This window comes from Hydrogenophaga sp. (assembly GCF_030651625.1).
Lineage (GTDB): Bacteria > Pseudomonadota > Gammaproteobacteria > Burkholderiales > Burkholderiaceae_C > Hydrogenophaga.
Genome location: NZ_JAUSCF010000017.1, coordinates 144,417 through 164,075, shown reverse-complemented (window position 1 = coordinate 164,075; position 19,659 = coordinate 144,417). Strand labels below are relative to the sequence as shown.

At 62.5% G+C, this 19,659-nt stretch carries 19 protein-coding genes; 9 read left to right on the top strand and 10 right to left on the bottom strand.

All coding sequences use genetic code 11. The features are described 5' to 3' along the window. Positions 1-9: 9 nt before the first annotated feature. The 5 genes from Q7V46_RS06550 to Q7V46_RS06530 form a co-directional block, all read right to left on the bottom strand. Positions 10-2,256, bottom strand: a complete 2,247-nt coding sequence (locus Q7V46_RS06550) for a methyl-accepting chemotaxis protein (protein ID WP_304912712.1) — start codon at positions 2,254-2,256, stop codon at positions 10-12. 57 nt (positions 2,257-2,313) lie between these two features. Beyond that, positions 2,314-2,847 (bottom strand): chemotaxis protein CheW, encoded by a 534-nt coding sequence (locus Q7V46_RS06545; protein ID WP_304912711.1) that lies wholly within the window; start codon positions 2,845-2,847, stop codon positions 2,314-2,316. A 30-nt stretch (positions 2,848-2,877) separates the two neighbouring features. Continuing rightward, positions 2,878-3,243 carry a PleD family two-component system response regulator gene (locus Q7V46_RS06540; RefSeq protein WP_304912710.1) on the bottom strand — a complete coding sequence of 122 codons (366 nt, stop codon included), beginning with the start codon at positions 3,241-3,243 and terminating at the stop codon, positions 2,878-2,880. Continuing rightward, positions 3,243-3,638, bottom strand: a complete 396-nt coding sequence (locus tag Q7V46_RS06535) for a PleD family two-component system response regulator (protein WP_370690291.1) — start codon at positions 3,636-3,638, stop codon at positions 3,243-3,245. Before Q7V46_RS06535 ends, Q7V46_RS06540 begins: the two co-directional genes overlap by 1 nt. A gap of 168 nt (positions 3,639-3,806) precedes the next feature. Then, entirely contained in the window at positions 3,807-3,980 is a 174-nt protein-coding gene (locus Q7V46_RS06530) for a rubredoxin (protein ID WP_304912741.1), read from the bottom strand. A 152-nt stretch (positions 3,981-4,132) separates the two neighbouring features. Between Q7V46_RS06530 and Q7V46_RS06525 the strand changes: the two genes are divergently transcribed. Next, on the top strand, positions 4,133-5,074 hold the full coding sequence (locus Q7V46_RS06525; RefSeq protein WP_304912709.1) for a bifunctional hydroxymethylpyrimidine kinase/phosphomethylpyrimidine kinase: 942 nt from the start codon (positions 4,133-4,135) through the stop codon (positions 5,072-5,074). A gap of 182 nt (positions 5,075-5,256) precedes the next feature. After that, positions 5,257-6,564, top strand: a complete 1,308-nt coding sequence (hemL, locus tag Q7V46_RS06520) for a glutamate-1-semialdehyde 2,1-aminomutase (RefSeq protein ID WP_304912708.1) — start codon at positions 5,257-5,259, stop codon at positions 6,562-6,564. Positions 6,565-7,169: 605 nt separating this feature from the next. Here hemL and purH read toward each other — a convergent pair. The 3 genes from purH to dusB form a co-directional block, all read right to left on the bottom strand. Next, entirely contained in the window at positions 7,170-8,756 is a 1,587-nt protein-coding gene (purH, locus tag Q7V46_RS06515; protein WP_304912707.1) for a bifunctional phosphoribosylaminoimidazolecarboxamide formyltransferase/IMP cyclohydrolase, read from the bottom strand. Between the two features lie 85 nt (positions 8,757-8,841). Next, a complete protein-coding gene (locus Q7V46_RS06510; protein ID WP_304912706.1) occupies positions 8,842-9,075 on the bottom strand; it encodes a helix-turn-helix domain-containing protein in 234 nt (77 codons plus the stop codon). A 48-nt stretch (positions 9,076-9,123) separates the two neighbouring features. Continuing rightward, entirely contained in the window at positions 9,124-10,176 is a 1,053-nt protein-coding gene (gene dusB, locus Q7V46_RS06505) for a tRNA dihydrouridine synthase DusB (protein ID WP_304912705.1), read from the bottom strand. Between the two features lie 148 nt (positions 10,177-10,324). Between dusB and Q7V46_RS06500 the strand changes: the two genes are divergently transcribed. Next, a complete protein-coding gene (locus tag Q7V46_RS06500; RefSeq protein ID WP_304912740.1) occupies positions 10,325-10,810 on the top strand; it encodes a YqaA family protein in 486 nt (161 codons plus the stop codon). 88 nt (positions 10,811-10,898) lie between these two features. Then, positions 10,899-12,086 carry an MFS transporter gene (locus Q7V46_RS06495; RefSeq protein ID WP_304912704.1) on the top strand — a complete coding sequence of 396 codons (1,188 nt, stop codon included), beginning with the start codon at positions 10,899-10,901 and terminating at the stop codon, positions 12,084-12,086. Here the strand turns inward: Q7V46_RS06495 and Q7V46_RS06490 are convergent. Then, complete coding sequence (locus tag Q7V46_RS06490) at positions 12,071-12,844, bottom strand: RNA pseudouridine synthase (protein ID WP_304912703.1); 774 nt, start codon at positions 12,842-12,844, stop codon at positions 12,071-12,073. The two genes, Q7V46_RS06495 and Q7V46_RS06490, sit on opposite strands and share 16 nt — an antisense overlap. A gap of 8 nt (positions 12,845-12,852) precedes the next feature. Next, entirely contained in the window at positions 12,853-13,944 is a 1,092-nt protein-coding gene (ychF, locus tag Q7V46_RS06485; RefSeq protein ID WP_304912702.1) for a redox-regulated ATPase YchF, read from the bottom strand. Positions 13,945-14,043: 99 nt separating this feature from the next. Between ychF and Q7V46_RS06480 the strand changes: the two genes are divergently transcribed. From Q7V46_RS06480 to Q7V46_RS06460, 5 genes are all read left to right on the top strand, one after another. Beyond that, on the top strand, positions 14,044-14,796 hold the full coding sequence (locus tag Q7V46_RS06480) for a LytTR family transcriptional regulator (RefSeq protein WP_304912701.1): 753 nt from the start codon (positions 14,044-14,046) through the stop codon (positions 14,794-14,796). Between the two features lie 273 nt (positions 14,797-15,069). Then, positions 15,070-15,933 carry a xanthine dehydrogenase family protein subunit M gene (locus tag Q7V46_RS06475; RefSeq protein ID WP_304912700.1) on the top strand — a complete coding sequence of 288 codons (864 nt, stop codon included), beginning with the start codon at positions 15,070-15,072 and terminating at the stop codon, positions 15,931-15,933. 17 nt (positions 15,934-15,950) lie between these two features. Next, positions 15,951-16,436, top strand: coding sequence for a (2Fe-2S)-binding protein (locus Q7V46_RS06470; protein ID WP_304912699.1), 486 nt, complete (start codon positions 15,951-15,953; stop codon positions 16,434-16,436). Positions 16,437-16,451: 15 nt separating this feature from the next. Then, positions 16,452-18,863: an aerobic carbon-monoxide dehydrogenase large subunit gene (locus Q7V46_RS06465; RefSeq protein ID WP_304912698.1), complete on the top strand. Its 2,412-nt coding sequence runs from the start codon at positions 16,452-16,454 to the stop codon at positions 18,861-18,863. A gap of 156 nt (positions 18,864-19,019) precedes the next feature. Further along, positions 19,020-19,655 carry an SRPBCC family protein gene (locus Q7V46_RS06460; protein ID WP_304912697.1) on the top strand — a complete coding sequence of 212 codons (636 nt, stop codon included), beginning with the start codon at positions 19,020-19,022 and terminating at the stop codon, positions 19,653-19,655. Positions 19,656-19,659 lie beyond the last annotated feature (4 nt).

Sequence of the window (19,659 nt, the reverse complement as noted above, 5' to 3'; positions counted from 1 at the left end):
GGAGGTGGTTCAGGCGATCTTGAATCGAGCGACCGACTGGCGCAGTTCTTCGGCCATGGCTGACAGTTCACGAACCTGATGCGCTGTCGAACGGGTACCTTCTCCGGTCTGTTCTGTCACCGCAAAAATATGCTGAATACTGCCCGCCACCTCGTTGGCGGATTCGGCCTCCCGGGATGCTGCATCGGAAATCTGCTCAATCAGTTCGGCCAGTCGGCGCGACACACGGTCGATCTCGGAAAGCGCAGTACCGGCGTTGTCCGACAGCTTCGCCCCTTCCACCACACCCTGCGTGGATCGCTCCATGGCGGCCACCGCGTCCTGGGTGTCGGTCTGAATGGCCTTCACAAGTGCCGAAATCTGGCGTGTGGCGTCTGCGGAGCGCTCGGCCAGTCGCTGCACCTCTTCCGCAACCACCGAGAAACCCCGTCCGGCTTCACCGGCGGACGCGGCCTGAATGGCAGCGTTCAGGGCCAGCACGTTCGTCTGTTCGGTAATGTCGGAAATCAGTTCGGTGATTTCACCAATTTCCTGCGAAGACTCACCCAGGCGCTTGATGCGCTTGGAGGTCTCCTGGATCTGGTCCCGGATGGCATTCATACCGCCGATGGCATCTTGCACAGCCTGCAGACCGGATTCGGCGGCTTCGAGAGAGGTGCGGGCCACCGAGGCCGACTCTTGCGCCTGTCCAGACACCTGGTTGATTCGTTGCGCCATCTCCAGCACCGACTGGCCGGTTTCGCGAATTTCACGCAGCTGCTCCGTGGAGGCCGCCAGCAGCTCGGTGGAGGTGCTCTCCACCGCCGAGGTCGTCTGCGCGACCCGGGTCGCCGTGGCCTGCACGTTACCCACCAGGGAGCGCAACTCTTCCACCGTGTAGTTCACCGAGTCGGCGATGGCGCCGGTGATGTCTTCGGTCACCGTGGCTTCTTGCGTCAGATCCCCTTCAGCCACTGTCTGCAATTCGTTCATCAGACGCAGAATGGCCGCCTGGTTGGCATCGTTGACGCGCTTTGCGTCCTGCTCGAGCGACTCGGCTTCCACTCGCTGGCTTTCAGCAACCAGCTGTCGCTGACGGCTGTCGAGCAGCTGCACATAAGCCAATCCGCCCGCGCACAACAGTGCAAACAAGGCAGCGATGATCAGAACAGCCAGTTCGCCCCCGCCCACGCCGGAACGCGATGACAAATCACTCTGCAACTGCTGCAATCCCAGTCGCAGCGGCTCGCTATCGGAAATGATGCCGGCCTGCGCCTCACGCGCAGACACAAGGCCCTGCAGGTTGCCCAGGATGGCACCGGCCTCCGTGCGGGTGTCTTCGTACAGCTTCAGCAAGGCTTCCAGGCTTTCCCGGATCTGCGCATCGCGCGCAGGAGCAAGGCGCAACTCTTCACTGCCATTGAGCAAGCCTTCCGAAATTTCCTTGAAGGTGTTCAAGTCCTTGCCCAACAAGAACACGGCTTCAGGACTCACCCCTTCCAGCGTCAGGAATTCGTTGGCCGACTTGCCAATTCGCTGGGTCAACATCACCAGCTGGCCCGAGGCTGCAATTTCCACCGCTGGCGCGCCTTGTTGCAGCTTGAGCGAGGAAATGGTTTCAGCGATCTCAAGCAGGTCAGAAGATTGCCGGTTGATGGTGCCCAGAGCGGCGCCCACCTGTGTCAGCACGGCTTCCTGTTCAAGCACCGCCCCCGCGTTGCGCTCCGCCAGATCCACCTTGGGCAGCAAATCGGCCAACAATGGCTCAAATGCGGCGCCAGCAGCATCAATGCCCAACTCGTTGTCGCCTTGCTGAAGGCCTCGCACGTTGCGCGCCAGCACGGTGGAACTGTCCTTGACTTCAGAGAAGGCTTCAGGGCTGCCCACCAATGCCTGCGACACGCTTTTCGCCAAGCGCTGCGACTGCATCAGCGCCTGACCGCTGGCGGCCACCTGCTGACTGATCTTGTCCGTCTGGCTCAAGATGAAGAAGGTCAAGGCACCCAGGAAAATGAGGCCCACAGCCAACAGGACAGCCAAGGTACGCTGATGCTGATCAGCGGGCTTGGTGCCCAGCAGCGGCAGCGAAACCAACCCGGCCGAGGAACCTGAACCCACCTCGTCATCCGAGGAAAAAGGCTCAGGACGATCCAGCGGTTGCGGTGAAAGCCGGGCAGCCGCCATCTCGGCGATCTCTTGATCGGTGGCGTTCGACAGGTCTGGTTCGTCACCCGTATTCTTTTTGAACAGTCCCTGGAATCGATCGATCGTGGCCATGAAAAAACCTTCCAACAAAAATAAAGTCCGAGGCTTCGGCGCGAAACGCCGCCAGCTTCAGGCTGCAATGGCCAGAAACTCCGGCTCGGTCGACAGTCCCTGGAAATCAATTTCTAGCCATGTCTGACCCTGCATGTCGAGCAGACACCGGGAAACATAGGTGGGCGCACCTGCAGGCACTTGCGCCAACGTGCTGAAGTTGGCGGGGTTTCTCAAGCCCAGCAGCCGGTCAATGAGTAGCACCGCGTTGATGCCGAGCGCGTGATGAAAACTCACCAGGCGCGATTCGGAAGTGATCCGTTCGGCATGAGGCGATACCCCACCGTCGCTTCCCAAGAGCCTGGCAAGGTCAATCACGCCATGCAGACCACCACGCAAGCTGGCCACGCCGAGGTACCAAGGCTTGGTGTACGGAACTCCCTGGATGGCAGACCATGGGAAGATTTCCCCGGACTGAACAAGTGGCAAAAGAAACCGCTGGCCGCCAGCCTCAACAGCAAGCCAGGAAGCGGTGACGGCTTCCGTTTTGGCTGCCGACAGACGCTGAGCCAGCCGTTCCTGAAGGTCCTTGAGTGACTGTCTGTTGGCCATGCTCGGTGTTCGAGGTTCGTTCTATGGGCTTCAGCCCAACGCCCGAATCTTGGACATCAGTTCCTCAGCATCAACCGGTTTGGTGACGTAGTCGCGAGCGCCTTGGCGCATGCCCCAGACGCGGTCGGTTTCCTGATCTTTGCTGGTGCACATGATGATGGGGATGTGGGAATACTGCGGATCCCGGGTGATGGCCCGGGTCAACTGAAAGCCATTCTGACCGGGCATCACAACGTCCATCAGGATCAAATCGGGCTTTTCCTCGCCTAGCCGACGAAAGGCTTCATCCGCATTCTCGGCGGTGCGCACGCTGTAGCCGTTTTTACTCAGCAGGTCGGACAGAACCATGAGCTCGGTTTTCGAGTCATCAACAACAAGAACTTTTTGGATAGGCATCAGACTGCTCCGGTGAGGTTGGCTCCATACTGCTGCACGGCTTGCAACAACTGGTCTTTGGTGAACGGTTTGGTGAGATAGTCCTGTGAGCCGACCATGCGACCACGTGCTTTGTCGAACACACCGTCTTTGGACGAGAGCATCACCACGGGAATGTTGGCGAATCGCGCGTTGCGCTTGATGATGGCGCAGGTCTGGTAGCCGTCGAGCCTGGGCATCAGGATGTCGCAGAACACCAGATCGGGCTGGTAGTCGTTGATCTTGGCAAGCGCATCAAAGCCGTCGTCTGCCAGCAGCACTTCATGCCCGCCTTGCTTCAGAAAAATCTCGGCGCTTCGGCGAATGGTGTTGCTGTCGTCCACCACGAGAACTTTGTATGCAGGTGTCGTGCTCACGATCAGGTCACTCCAATAAACGAACAGGGCGGGAGGCGCACACCCTTGGCGGCGTTGCTGGCGGTCGGGCCAGCCTTGGTCGGCGCGATGATATCTGCATCAATTGCAGGCAGAGACCATGGCGCATGAACATTGAGGAGGAATCGTTAAATATGAAGCAGTCCAGCGTCAGATTTGCACCATCTCAAAATCCTCCTTGCGAGCACCACACTCGGGACAAGTCCAGTTCATGGGTACTTGCGCCCAAGGGGTGCCGGGCGCAATACCGTGCTCTGCTGCGCCGGCGGCTTCGTCGTAAATCCAGCCGCAGATCAGGCACATCCAAGTCTTGGTTTCGATCATGTTCATGGGGGGCATTGTCATAGAATGCAGCGATTGTATCGAGCAGGTTACCGTTCATCCGGCCACTGTCCGACCAGTGACATGCTGGACCTTCCGATGTGCGTCGGCAACCGCCCAGGCTTTGTGGCCGGGACCACTCCCCTCACTCCCTCATGCCCGACATTCCTGAATCCCCAGCTGCAAGGCCTGTGATCGAACCAGGCGAAGCGTCACTGCCGTGCGTCATGGCGTTCAACGCAAACGACCCCAGCGGGGCTGGAGGACTCAGCGCAGACCTGGTCGCCATGTCGAGCGCATCGGTCCATGTGCTGCCCGTCGTGACTGGCGCCTACATCCGGGACACCTCGGACATCCACGACCACATTGCTTTCGACGAAGAAGCACTCACCGACCAGGCTCGCTGTGCACTGGAGGACATGCCGGTGCAGGCCTTCAAGGTCGGGTTTGTCGGGAGTCCGGAGAATCTCAGCGCCATTGCTGAAATCACGACCGACTACTCGGATGTGCCCGTCATCGCGTACATGCCCGACTTGTCCTGGTGGGATGAGCTGGCCATCGAGACCTATCTGGACGCCTGCACCGAACTGCTGCTCCCCCAGACCACCGTACTGGTGGGCAACCACAGCACCTTGTGCCGCTGGTTGCTGCCAGACTGGGAAGGAGACCGGGCGCCCAACGCGCGCGAAGTGGCCCGCGCCGCTGCGGTGCACGGTGTGCCCTACACCCTGGTGACCGGATTCAACGCGGCCGATCAGTACCTGGAAAGCCACCTCGCTTCGCCCGAGACCGTGCTCGCCAGTGCACGCTATGAGCGTTTTGAAGCCACATTCAGTGGTGCCGGAGACACGTTATCGGCCGCCTTGTGCGCGCTGATCGCGGCGGGCGCCGATCTGCAAGCCGCCTGCTCCGAAGCCCTGACCTACCTGGACCAATGCCTGGACGCGGGCTTCCAGCCGGGCATGGGACATGCGGTGCCCGACCGCCTGTTCTGGGCACATGAAGACGAGGACGAAGAACCCGCCGAATCGAATGAGAGCGCATCGGACAGTACCCTCGATGCCGAAGACTTTCCACTGGACACAACCCGGCATTGATCCGGAGCACCCCCCGCGCCGCCTTCGGGATCACCCCGTGGGGAGGCGACACGAGAAGACCGGCTGAGCCGGTTCCTCGGTGTGTCTGGATCGGGCGTTTTCATGCGGGGCCATTCAATCTCCGGCACCATCCAAAATCCAAGCACCGGCAGCAACTGAAGCAAATCACCCTTGACCACACCATGACCTCACCTGACCGCAACCTGCAACTCTTCGAGCGCGCCAAGGCGCTGATTCCTGGGGGCGTGAATTCGCCTGTTCGCGCGTTTCGCGCAGTCGGTGGAACACCTCGTTTTGTGCAACGTGCAGAAGGCGCCTATTTCTGGGACGCCAATGGTCAGCGCTACATCGACTACATTGGCTCATGGGGACCGATGATCCTTGGTCATGGCCATCCGGCCGTGGTGGAGGCGGTGCAACGTGCGGTGCTTGATGGCTTCTCATTTGGCGCACCCACCGAGCGCGAAGTCGAACTCGCCGAAGCCATCATCGCGCTGGTTCCCAGCATCGACATGGTGCGTCTGGTGAGTTCCGGCACCGAAGCTGGCATGAGTGCGATCCGCCTCGCACGCGGCGCAACCGGCCGCAAGAAGATCATCAAGTTCGAAGGCTGCTACCACGGCCATGCCGACGCGCTGCTGGTCAAGGCCGGCTCTGGTCTGGCCACCTTTGGCAACCCGACCAGTGCAGGTGTTCCGCCCGAGGTGGTGCAGCACACGCTGGTTCTGGAATACAACAACATCGAGCAATTGGAAGAGGCATTCTCAGAACACGGCCCGGAAGTGGCCTGCCTGATGATCGAGCCGATCGCCGGCAACATGAACTTCGTTCGGGCCAGCGTACCGTTCATGAAGCGTTGCCGCGAACTGTGCACGCAGCACGGCGCCTTGTTGGCCTTCGATGAAGTCATGACGGGTTTCCGCGTCGCACTCGGTGGCGCACAAAGTGTCTATGCGCAGCTGATTCCGGGCTTCGAGCCCGACATGACCGTGATGGGCAAAGTGATCGGCGGCGGCATGCCGCTGGCCGCCTTTGGCGCCAAGCGCGCCGTGATGGAGCAGCTGGCACCTTTGGGTGGCGTTTACCAGGCAGGCACCTTGAGTGGGAACCCGGTGGCCACAGCCTGCGGACTGGCCACACTGAAGGAAATCAGCAAACCGGGCTTTTTTGAGCACCTGTCTGCGACCACGCAATCGTTGGTGAGCGGCCTGACGTCTGCTGCAGCAGCTGAAGGTGTGGCCCTTTGCGGCGACAGCCAGGGCGGCATGTTCGGCTTCTTCCTGTTCGACGAACTGCCGCAGAACTACGCCAAGGTCATGACCACCGACGGCCCGCGCTTCAACACTTTGTTCCATGGGCTTCTGGATCGCGGTGTGTACATCGCACCTGCGCTTTATGAAGCCGGGTTTGTGAGTTCGGCGCACACGGCGCAGGACATTGCCGATACCGTTGCGGCGGCGCGGGACGTGTTCAAGCTGCTGGGCAAATAAGCGGATTTACGCTGCGCACAAACGGCCGGCTTTGTCCGGCCGTTTTCTTTGGAATCGTTGCGTTTCCAGCCAGCACCTCGCGCCAGGTGGATGGTGGATGGTGGAGCTACCGTTCTCCGGCTCACCTCGCGGGCGGATGCTTCTGGTAGGCCAGCATGGGTTCGTCAACGGCGTTCTGGCACACCGGCTCAGTGGCAACCGCGAATGGAGCCTGCACCCGTCAGCCCGCACCACCCACCTTCAAATGCGCGTGGGCACTCCCGCAAACACCCGTCCCGGCACCCCAAGGTGTTTTCTGTTGACGCACCCACCCGTCAGCGGGGCAGGGGGTTGGGGCAGTCCGGTCGCAGGCTCCATTCGCGGCCGTCACAGAGAAGGAACGCTCATCCGGTGTTCACGAAGAAGCAGTAGCGGACCGGAACAGCCGCCCGCGAGGTGAGCCGGAGAACGGATGCCCCGACTCCCTGCCCAACCACCCTGTTGGCGAGAAACCGCACCCGATAGAAACGGCAGCAGAAAAAGAAAAGGGGCCCCGAAGAGCCCTCACCCCCACCCTCTCCCAGAGGGAGAGGGAGTCAGGCACTTCACGCGAAGCGTCCGATAGCTCAGTGACGGAAGTGGCGCACGCCGCTGTACACCATCACCACACCACGCTCGTTGGCCGCGTCGATCACTTCCTGATCGCGCATCGAGCCACCGGGTTGGATGACGCACGAAGCGCCCGCATCCACCACCACATCCAGACCATCGCGGAACGGGAAGAACGCATCGCTCGCCACCGCCGTGCCCTGCAGCGTCAGGTTCGCGTGACCGGCCTTGATGCTGGCGATGCGCGCCGAATCCAGGCGACTCATCTGACCCGCGCCCACGCCCATGGTCATGCCGTCCTTGCAGAACACGATGGCGTTGGACTTCACGAACTTCGCCACCTTCCACGCGAACAGCAGGTCTTCCATTTGCTGCTCCGTCGGCTGCAGCTGGGTCACCACCTTCAGGTCGGCGCGCTGCAGCACGTGGTTGTCGGCGCTCTGCATCAGCAGGCCGGATCCGATGCGCTTCACGTCGGTGAGGTTCAGGCCCTTGTCCCACGCGCTGGGGCCGCCCGGCGGCAGCGCGATCTCCAGCACACGCACATTGGCCTTGGCCTTGAACACTTCCAGCGCTTCGGGCGTGTAGCCCGGCGCCATCAGCACCTCGACGAACTGCTTGCTGATGGCCTGCGCACCCGCACCGTCGAGCACGCGGTTCAGGGCGATGATGCCGCCGAAGGCGCTGGTCGGGTCGGTCTGGAAGGCTTTGCTGTAGGCCTCCAGTGCATCCTTGCCCACGGCCACGCCGCAGGGGTTGGCGTGTTTGACGATCACACAGGCCGGCACGTCAAAGCTCTTGACGCATTCCCAGGCGGCGTCGGCGTCGGCGATGTTGTTGTAGCTCAGCTCCTTGCCCTGCAATTGCTTCGCCGTGACCAGCGAGCCCGGGGCCGGGTACAGATCGCGGTAGAAGGCGGCGGTCTGGTGCGGGTTCTCGCCGTAGCGCAGGTCCTGCAACTTGACGAAGCGGCCGTTGGCCTGGCCGGGGTATTCGGTGCGCTTCGGCACGCTGGCACCTTCTTCGAACTCGATCGACGAGAGGTAATCGCTGATCGCGCCGTCGTACTGGCTGATGCGGTTGAACGCCGCCACCGACAGGACAAAACGTGTCTTGTCGCTGAGCTTGCCGCTGGATTTGAGCTCATCGATCACGGCGGGGTACTGGGTCGCGTCGGTCAGCACCGCCACGTCTTTCCAGTTTTTTGCTGCACTGCGCACCATGGCCGGGCCGCCAATGTCGATGTTCTCGATCGCGTCTTCCAGCGTGCAGCCGGCCTTGGCCACGGTGGCTTCAAACGGGTAGAGGTTGACGATCAGGATGTCGATGGTGTCGATGCCGTACGCCTTCAATGCGGCCATGTGTTCGGGCACGTCGCGGCGCGCCAGCAAGCCACCGTGCACCTTGGGGTGCAGGGTCTTGACGCGGCCGTCGAGCATCTCGGGGAAGTTGGTGACTTCGGCCACCTCGGTCACGGGCAGGCCCTTCTCGGCCAGCAGCTTGGCGGTGCCGCCGGTGGAGATGAGGGACACGCCCAGGGCATGCAGGGATTGGGCCAGTTCGACGATGCCGGTCTTGTCGGAGACGGAAATGAGTGCGCGCATGGAGGAGGTGCTTGGAGGGAGACAGTAAAGGGACAAGGCAGGAAACTGGATGGCGCTGAAAACTCAGTGCGATACGCCAGGACCTTTATAGAAGATGGTGTTCAAGCAGCTTCTTGCGCAAGGTGTTGCGGTTCAGTCCCAGCCACTGCGCGGCGCGCGACTGGTTGTTTTGTGATTGCTGCATGACGACTTCCAGCAAGGGCTTTTCCACCGCCTTGACCAGCATCTCATGCAGACCAGCGGGGTCCGTACCGTTCAAATCACGGAAGTACGCCTCCATGCTGGTGCGGACGCAATCGTGCAGATTGGGGTTACTCATAAAAGGGTCTCTTGCGTTGTTCTGATTGTTGTTCCGCTCGCGCTTCGCTCATGCTGCCAGTTTCCATCGCGTACCGCTACCTGGTTCGTCGGGTGTCACCAGGGCCTCATGCGTGTCACGCCATTCGTCCAGGCTATCGCTCACACATCGCAGTTGCGCCTCACAGGTGGTGAGTTCGTTGATGCGGCCACGGAACACCGCAGCAGCTCCGAGAGGCAAGGGCAATGCATTGGCGTACCAGCCCAGGTGCTTGCGGGCACTGCGCACACCGGTGAATTCGCCATACAGCCCGTAGTGATCCTCCAGGTGTTCAAGCAACCAGGTGCGCACCTCCGACAGATCGGGCGGCGGCAGTTCCTCGCCGGTGGCCAGGAAGTGGGCAATCTCGCGAAAGATCCATGGGCGCCCTTGGGCAGCGCGGCCAATCATGATGGCGTCAGCGCCGGTGCGCTGCAACACGTCGCGCGCTTTCCGCGGGCTGTCAATGTCACCGTTGGCCACCACGGGTATGCGCACCCGGCTCTTGATGTGCGCCACGGTATCGTGCTCGGCCTCCCCTTTGTAACCCTGTTCGCGGGTGCGTCCATGCACGGTCAGCATCTGGATGCCGGCGGACTCTGCCGCGAGCGCCAGGGTGGGCGCATTGCGCATCGAGGCACACCAGCCGGTGCGCATCTTGAGCGTGACGGGCACACCATGGGGTTCGCAGGCAGCGACCACCGCCTGCACGATGTCAATTGCCAGAGCCTCGTCCTGCATCAGCGCGGAACCAGCCCATTTGTTGCACACCTTCTTGGCCGGGCACCCCATGTTGATGTCGATGATCTGGGCGCCGCGATCGATGTTGTAGCGCGCGGCATCGGCCATCATGGCTGCCTCGGTACCGGCGATCTGCACGGCGATGGGATCGCTCTCACCATCGTGGTTGGCGCGACGCGAAGTCTTCAGGCTGTCTTGCAGATCCGGGCGAGAAGTCACCATTTCGCTCACCGCATAGCCAGCACCCAGACGCTTGCAGAGCTTGCGGAAGGGGCGATCCGTGACCCCGGCCATGGGCGCGGCGAACAGGGCATTGGGCAGGGTGAAAGCCCCGAGTTGCATGGCGGTGGGAGAATCTGGTGAGAGCGAAGTCGAGGCCGGGATCAGATGATGGACCGGCGAAAGCGGACTCGCATTGTATCTGCCTGTTTTTTCAGCAGGCGATAAATTCATTCCTCAGAAAAGGCTTCACCCCACCGTGCAAACCCCGATGCCCGACTGGATCGTCACGATGACGCAATGGCTCGCATTGCCAGAGGTCGGCCTGAGCACCGTCTTTGTGGTGGCGTTCGTTTCCGCCACGCTGCTGCCCATGGGCTCCGAGCCGGCCGTGTTCGGTCTCATCAAGCTCAACCCCGAGTTGTTCTGGCCAACCATTCTGGTGGCCACGGCGGGCAACACCGCCGGTGGCGCTTTGTCGTGGCTGATGGGTCTGGGTGCACACAAGGCCGTGGACAAGATGCGCCATGGCACGCCCACCGAGGCGCGAGCCCTGCGCTGGCTCGAACGCTTTGGTCCGAAGGCCTGCCTGCTGAGCTGGCTGCCGGTGGTGGGCGACCCGTTGTGCGCTGTAGCGGGCTGGTTGAAATTTCCCTTCTGGCCCTGCGTGGCCTATATGGCCATCGGCAAGTTCGTTCGCTATCTCATCATGACCACCGCTCTGCTCTGGGTGTTCCCGGGGGCACTCCCCACCTGACCCCAGCTCACGGCTTCGCGGCGATTCGCCTGCAGACCGACGAACCCGACGCCCACAGATCGCAGCCCGTACCGCTTCGCACGCCTTCATGAACCCCACCCTGTCGAACGCCCGCAATCCAAGCGATGCCCTGCCCCGTGCGTTGTGGGCCCTGATGGTCGGCAACTTCGTGATCGGCACCGGCGTGATGGTGGTGCCCGGCACACTGAACGACATCAGCACATCGCTGGGCGTATCGATTCCGCAAGCCGGCCAGCTGATCACCGCGGCGGCGATCCTGATGGGCCTGGGCGCACCGGCTTTTGCCACTCTGGTCGCAGGCTGGGATCGTCGACGGCTGTTGACGCTGTCCCTGATCTGGTATGGCTTGCTCACCGGTATCTGCGCCCTGGCACCGAACTATGGCACCTTGCTGCCCTTGCGGGTGCTGGCCGTGATCTCACCAGCCATCTTCACCCCACAGGCTGCGGCGTGTGTGGGCCTGCTGGTGCCCCCGGCACAGCGCGGCCGCGCCATCACCTTTGTGTTCCTGGGCTGGTCGGTGGCTTCGGTCATGGGCATGCCGCTGTCGGCCTGGATCGGTACCGAGCTCGGCTGGCGATGGGCTTTTGGACTGGTTGCCGTCATGTCGCTGGCCAGTGCGGCCTGGATCTGGCGCGACATGCCCAACGGCATCAAGCCGGCGGCACTGTCACGGCAGGCATGGGGGCAGACATTGGGCTCACCCGCATTGATGATGGCGGTCGGTGTGACCCTGCTTTCCGCCTTCGGCCAGTTCACGCTGTTCTCGTACTTTGCTCCTTACTTCCTGCAAACACTCGGTCTGGGCGGCGGCGGGCTGTCGCTGTTGTTCCTGTGGTTCGGGGCCTTCGGGCTGGCCGGCAACGTGGGTCTGACGAGGGTGATCGACCGGGTCGGTGCTGGCCGGGCCGTGCTGTTCATGCTGAGCGCCATCATGCTCAGCCTCGCACTGTGGCCACTGGGGCGCCACGGGCTGTGGCAACAGGCACTGGTGCTGGTGCCCTGGGCTCTGGGTTGTTTCGCAGTCAACTCGGCGCAGCAGGCGCGCCTGGTGCATCTGTCACCGGTGCTCGCACCCGCCACCGTGGCACTGAACACCTCAGCCATGTACGGAGGTCAGGCGCTGGGAGCGGCATTGGGCGGCGTGATGATCGCGCAAGGTCAGATGCTGCGCCTGCACGAGGTGGGTCTGGTGGTGCTGCTGCTGGCGATGAGTCTCAGCTTGTGGGCCGAGCGGGCTCAGAAGCGTTCGTAGGGCAGCAAAAAGCGCCATTCGCCAACGGGCAGGCCGGCCAGCGAAATGCGGCCCAGCCGCAGGCGGCGCAAGGCGGTGAGCTGCAGACCCGCGCGCTCACACAGGTGCGCCACCTGCCCCGGTCGATTGCCCTTGATGGCCAGGCGCAGGCGCAACTCACTCTGCCAGCTGGCGCGCGCCGAAGGCACGGACCAGCCGTCAAAAAACAGCGCCTTGCCCAGTGACTTGAGCACCGCATCGCGCCGGGCATCGTCCTCCAGCTCGGGATCGGCCGCCACTTCGGCCAGCCACTCGTTTTCCAGTTGCCCCGCGTCGTCGGTCATCTTGCGCGCCACCGCCGGGTTCTGGGTGAACACCATCAGCCCGCTGGCCTTGGTACCCAGGGGTGAGACGGGCACCAGTTTGTGCAGGTGGGCCTTGAGCAGGCGCACACCGGAGCGGTCACCCTTGAAGCGGTTGCCATCAGCAAACCATTTGGCAGCCAACGTGTCCGGCAGCAGCGGCTCGTCGGGCAGCACCCGGTTGGCTGGCTTGTGCCAGATCAGCGTCATCGAATCCAGCGGCTCCAGCTTGGCCTTCGGGTCCAGCTGCACGGTCTGGTCGTCGCGCACCCGCTCCATGGGCTCTTGCACCACCACGCCATCCACCCGCACCCAGCCACCGGCGATATAGAGCTCGGCATCGCTGCGGGAACAGGGCAACTGGGTGGCCAGGCGCTTGGCCAGGCGCTGCGCTTCAGACTGGCCGGGGAGCGTCATGGAAAGGGTCAACTGCTGAACAGGAAGTTCATCACGTCGCCATCCTTGACGACGTACTCCTTGCCTTCGGCGCGCATCTTGCCGGCGTCTTTCGCGCCCTGCTCACCTTTGTAGGTGATGAAGTCGTCAAAGCCGATGGTCTGGGCGCGGATGTAGCCCTTCTCGAAGTCGGTGTGGATCACGCCTGCGGCCTGCGGCCCGGTGTCACCCACGTGGATGGTCCAGGCACGCACTTCCTTCACGCCGGCTGTGAAGTAGGTCTGCAGGCCCAGCAGCTTGTAGGCGGCGCGGATCAGGCGGTTCAGGCCGGGCTCGTCCTGCCCCAGTTCCTTGAGGAATTCAAGTCGGTCGGCGTCGTCCATCTCGGACAGCTCGGCCTCGATCTTGGCGCAGATGGCGACCACGGGGGCGTTCTGCTTGGCGGCAAATTCCGTCAGGCGATCCAGCAGCGGGTTGTTCTCGAAGCCGTCTTCCGACACGTTGGCCACGAACATGGCGGGTTTGGCGGTGATCAGGAAGAACTGCTTGAGCTGGGCCTGCTCTTCCTTGCTGAAATCGATGGTTCGCACCGGCTGGGTGTCATTCAATGCGGTCTGGCATTTCTCCAATATGGCGAGCTGCTTGATCGACTCCTTGTCACCCGAGCGGGCGATCTTGCTCACTCGATGAATGGCCTTTTCCACCGCAGCCAGATCGGCCAGACAGAGTTCGGTCTGGATGACCTCGATGTCGGCGATCGGGTCGACCTTGTTGGCCACGTGGATCACGTTGTCGTCTTCGAAGCAGCGCACCACGTTGACGATGGCGTCGGTCTCGCGGATGTGCGCCAGGAACTTGTTGCCCAGGCCTTCACCCGTGCTGGCGCCAGCCACCAGACCGGCGATGTCCACGAACTCCACAATGGCCGGCACCACGCGCTCGGGCGTGACGATGTCGGCCAGTTGCTGCAGACGGGGATCGGGCACTTCCACCACGCCCGTGTTCGGCTCGATGGTGCAGAAGGGGTAGTTTTCGGCCGCGATGCCGGCCTTGGTCAGGGCGTTGAAAAGCGTGGATTTGCCGACGTTGGGCAGGCCCACGATGCCGCATTGGAGACTCATGAATTACCTCGAAAAACAGCCCTCCAGTGTATGCGATGGGTAGCATTGCGTTACGCTCCAGCCCAGCCGGCTGACCGCAGACCGGCCAGGAGACCGCCGATGGATGCCCAGGCTGCGACCAACTCGCCCCTGTACCTGTTCGAAAAATTCGAGGTGGGTGTGATCCACCTGAATGCCGAGCGCACCGTGCTCGCCATGAACGACTTCGCTCGCAGGGTGTTGCCAGTGGGCGAAAAGCAGCCGTTTGACAAGCTGGTGTCTTCGTTCCACCCGGATCGATCCAAACCCAAGGTCAATTTCCTGCTGGACCAGGCTTCGAGCTGTCCGGTGGCCAATGCGGTCCCCATGACCATGATCATCAACATCCCCGAGCAGGTGCTGCTGATCAAGGTGTCCCGACTCGGTGATCAGGACGGCGCCACCACCGGGTTTGTGCTGGTGTTCTACGACGTGACCCAGGTGGTCAGCCAGGAACCCTCGCTGGCAGACCCACCGGCAGCCAACGTGCGGCTGAACCGCATTCCCATGGTGGCCAACCACAAGGTGGCCTTTGTCGATACGCAGGACGTGCTTTGCCTGGAGTCCCAGGCCCATTACACCCGGGTGCTCACACGGGACGGCTTTCATTTCTGCAACCTCAGCATTGGCGACCTGGCGTCGCGGCTCGACCCGGCCCAATTTATGCGGGTGCACCGCTGTTTCATCGTGAACCTGCACGCGGTGGCAGAGTTGGGGCGCGCGGGCAGCAAGACACATGTGCTCCTACAAGGAAAACACAGAGAACCGATCCCGGTGGCGCGCGGGGAAGTGGCCCGACTGCGCGAGGCCCTGGGTCTCATGGCGCGGCATTGAAGCCGGGACTTCGGCCTCCTGCACAGTTGCCGCGGCCTTTGACGGCGCGTGAAAAAAACGCGTGGGATCGCACTGGGACATTCCCGGATTGCATTTTCATCAGCGCTTGATCTGAGCAGTTCATGCGCCTGAACGCGCAGTTCGTGCAAAAAACCTGGCATTTGATGCGCCTGCCGGATCAATCCCCGGCATTCGTGTCGGAATCACCTGGCTCCTACACTGATTTTTGCTTTGACATAGGTCAAACCAGAACCGTGACCACAGGAGACAGACATGATTCCACCGCGTTTCGAGTACCACGCGCCCCGCTCCGTCGGGGAAGCCGTAGCCCTGTTGGGGCAGTGGGGGTCGGAGGCCAAGCTGCTGGCCGGCGGCCACAGCCTGCTGCCGATGATGAAGCTGCGTTTTGCCGAACCGGCGCACCTGATCGACATCAACCGGATACCCGAGCTGCGGGGCATTCGCGAAGAAGGCAGCACGGTGGTGATCGGTGCCATGACGGTGGAAAACGAGCTGATCAGCTCGCCGATTCTTCAGGCCCGGGTACCACTGCTGTGTGAAGCCGCGCAACTGATTGCCGACCCGCAGGTGCGCAACCGGGGCACCATCGGTGGCGACATTGCACATGGCGACCCGGGCAACGACCATCCGGCGCTGTCCATCGCGCTGGACGCCTCTTTTGTGCTTGAAGGACCGAACGGGCGGCGCACCGTCGCGGCCGACGGGTTCTTCCTGGGCACGTACATGACCCTGCTGGAGGAAAACGAGGTCATGTGCGAAATCCGTGTGCCGGCCTTCGCCCAAGGGACTGGCTGGGCGTACGAAAAGCTCAAACGGAAAACAGGCGACTGGGCCACTGCCGGTTGTGCCGTTGTGATTCGCAAGAGCGGCGACACGGTGAGTCACGTGCGCATTGCGCTGACCAATGTGGCACCCACCGCGCTGCGCGCCGAAGCCGCCGAGGCCGCGCTGCTGGGCCAGCCACTGAATGTGGCTACGCTGCAGTCGGCTGCCGATGCGGCCATCGCCATCTGCGATCCGGCAGAAGACCTTCGCGGCGATATCGAATACAAGACCGCCATGACTGGGCAGATGGTCAAGCGCGCACTGACCAAGGCCTGGGGCCGTTGTTCCTGAACCGCTGGAGATCCAACATGGCAAAAAAACTCATCACCGTCACCGTCAATGGCCGCCAGGAAGAAAAGGCGGTGGAACCACGCACCTTGCTCATCCACTTCCTGCGCGAGGATCTCAACCTGACAGGTGCCCACATCGGCTGTGAGACCAGCCACTGTGGTGCCTGCACCGTCGACGTGGACGGGCAGTCGGTCAAGTCGTGCACCCACCTCGCGGTGCAGTGCGACGGCTCCGAAGTGAACACCGTTGAAGGCCTCGCCAGCAAGGGCGTGCTGCACGCAGTGCAGGAAGGTTTCTACAAAGAGCACGGCCTTCAGTGCGGCTTCTGCACGCCCGGCATGCTGATGCGCGCGCAGCGCTTTCTTCAGGAGAACCCCAATCCCAGCGAAGCCGAAATCCGGGCGGGCATGGCGGGCAACCTGTGCCGCTGTACCGGATACCAGAACATCGTCAAGGCGGTGCAGTACGCCGCCCGCAAACTGCAAGAACCCGCCACAGCCTGACCAGGAGACAACCCCATGAACGCACCCGTAAACGACGCCGAAGCCCGCGAACTGGCACTGGCCGGCATGGGCGCATCACGCCTGCGCAAGGAAGATGCCCGATTCATCCAGGGCAAGGGCAACTACGTCGATGACATCAAGATGGCGGGCATGTTGCACATGGACATCGTGCGCTCCCCGGTGGCCCATGCCCGCATCATCAAGATCAACAAGGAAAAGGCATTGGCCATTCCGGGCGTGCACGCGGTGCTTACCGCAGACGATCTCAAGCCACTCAAGCTGCACTGGATGCCCACCCTGGCGGGCGATGTGGCCGCCGTGCTGGCCGACGAAAAGGTGCACTTCCAGATGCAGGAAGTGGCCATCGTGATCGCTGATGACCGCTACATTGCGGCCGACGCTGTGGAAGCCGTGGAAGTGGAATACGACGAGTTGCCCGTGGTGATGGACCCCTACGCCGCCCTGCTGCCCGATGCGCCGGTGCTGCGCGACGACCTGGCTAGCAAGACCAGCGGGGCTCACGGCCCGCGCGAACACCACAACCACATTTTCACCTGGGATGCCGGCGACAAGGCCGCAGCTGACGCGGCGTTCGCTAGCGCGCCGGTGACTGTGTCGCAACACATGCACTACCCGCGCGTGCACCCCTGCCCGCTGGAAACCTGTGGTTGCGTGGCCAGCTTTGATCCGGTGCGCGGGGAGCTGACGACCTTCATCACCTCGCAGGCGCCGCATGTGGTGCGCACCGTGGTGTCCATGCTTTCGGGCATCCCTGAATCCAAGGTGCGCATTGTCAGTCCCGACATCGGAGGCGGTTTTGGCAACAAGGTACCGATCTATCCGGGCTATGTGTGCGCCATCGTGGCGTCCATCGTACTGGGCCGTCCGGTGAAGTGGGTGGAAGACCGCATCGAGAACATCTCCAGCACCGGCTTTGCGCGCGACTACCACATGGACGGCGAACTGGCCGCCACCGCCGACGGCAAGATCACCGGCCTGCGTGTGAACGTGGTGGCCGACCACGGCGCATTCGACGCCTGCGCCGACCCCACGAAATTCCCGGCCGGCATGTTCCACATATGCTCTGGCAGCTACGACATTCCCGCCGCACATTGCAGCGTCAAAGGCGTGTACACCAACAAGGCGCCCGGTGGCGTGGCCTACCGCTGCAGCTTCCGTGTGACCGAGGCGGTCTACCTGGTCGAACGCATGGTGGATGTGCTGGCGCAGAAGCTCGGCATCGACAAGGCCGAAATCCGGGCCAGGAACTTCATCCGCAAGGAGCAATTCCCCTACACCAGCGCGTTCGGCTTCGAGTACGACTCGGGCGACTACCAGGCTGCCATGGACAAGGTGCTGCAGGCGGTGGACTACAAGGCGCTGCGCGCCGAACAGGCGGCCAGGCGTGCCGACCCGGACAGCCCCACACTGATGGGCATTGGCCTGGTCACCTTCACCGAAGTGGTGGGGGCGGGCCCGAGCAAGATGTGCGACATCCTGGGGGTCGGCATGTTCGACTCGTGCGAGATCCGCATCCATCCCACCGGATCGGCCATCGCACGCATGGGAACCATCACACAAGGCCAAGGCCACCAGACCACGTACGCCCAGATCATTGCCACCGAACTGGGCATACCAAGTGAGGTGATCCAGGTGGAAGAAGGCGACACCTCCACAGCGCCCTACGGGCTGGGCACCTACGGCAGCCGCTCCACGCCCGTGGCTGGCGCGGCCATTGCCATGGCGGCGCGCAAAATCCACGCGAAGGCCAAGAAGATCGCGGCCCACATGCTGGAAGTGCACGAAAACGACCTCGACTGGGAAGTGGACCGCTTCAAGGTCAAGGGCGACGATGCCAAATTCAAGACCATGGCCGAGGTGGCCTGGCAGGCCTACCACCAGCCACCCGAAGGGCTCGAACCGGGCCTGGAAGCGGTGCACTACTACGACCCGCCCAACTTCACCTTCCCGTTTGGCATCTACCTCTGCGTAGTCGACATCGACCGCGCCACCGGAGAGACCAAAATCCGCCGCTTCTACGCACTCGACGACTGCGGCACCCGCATCAACCCGATGATCATCGAAGGCCAGATCCACGGCGGGCTGACCGAAGGATTCGCGGTGGCCATGGGACAGCAAATGCCGTTTGACGCCCAAGGCAACCTGATGGGCAACACGTTGATGGACTACTTCCTGCCCACCTTCGTGGAAACGCCCCACTGGGAAACCGATCACACGGTCACACCTTCGCCGCACCACCCCATCGGGGCCAAAGGCGTGGCTGAGTCACCCCACGTGGGCTCCATTCCGACATTCACGTCGGCCATTGTTGACGCGTTCTCGCACCACGGCATGACCCACATGGACATGCCTCACAGCGCCTTTCGCGTCTGGAAAGAACTCAAGGCGCGCGGCATGAACTTGTAACCCCCCGCCTCGCTGCGCGCGACCCCCCAGGGGGCGGCGCTGGCGGCCCGGCAAAGCCGGTTCTGCGGCGCCCTGGGCTGGCGGCTCTTCATGCCATGCCCATCGCGCTCCGGCTTGGTAACGCGCTGATCATTGATCCAACGAAGGTCTATCGCCATGGAAGTCAAACTCGACAAACGCTACCCGCTGGACGTGGACCCGGCCAGGGCCTGGGTCATCCTCAGCGATCTCAAGGCCGTGGCGGGCTGCATGCCAGGCGCCGAACTCACCGAACAGTTGTCTGACACCTCTTACAAAGGTGGCGTGAAAGTGAAAGTCGGACCGGCGGTGGCCCAGTTCGGCGGGATCGTGGACGTGCTTGAACAAGACACCGCCGCACAGAAAATGGTGCTGCGCGGCAAAGGCGCGGACAAGGGCGGCTCGTCAGCCTCGATGGACCTCACGGCGGTGATCGAAGTCGACCCTGCCAACCCGGAACACAGTGTGCTGCACGGCGACGCGTCGGTCATCGTCAACGGCAAGTTCGCCCAGTTTGGCGGTCGCATGATGGTGCAGGTGTCCGACATGATCCTGCTGCAGTTCGTGGAGAACTTCCGCCAGGCCGCCCTGGCATTGCCCGCAGCCGCCGCCCCGGCGGGCACCATTCAAAGCGCCGTCGAGTCGTCGGCCTCTGCTTCACCGACGACAGCATCCGCCGCCGCACCCAAGGTGGCCAGCGAGATCAACGGCCTGGCCATTGCCTGGGCTTTGATCAAGAACTGGTGGCTGGGTCTTTTCGGCAAACGTTCCTGAGCGA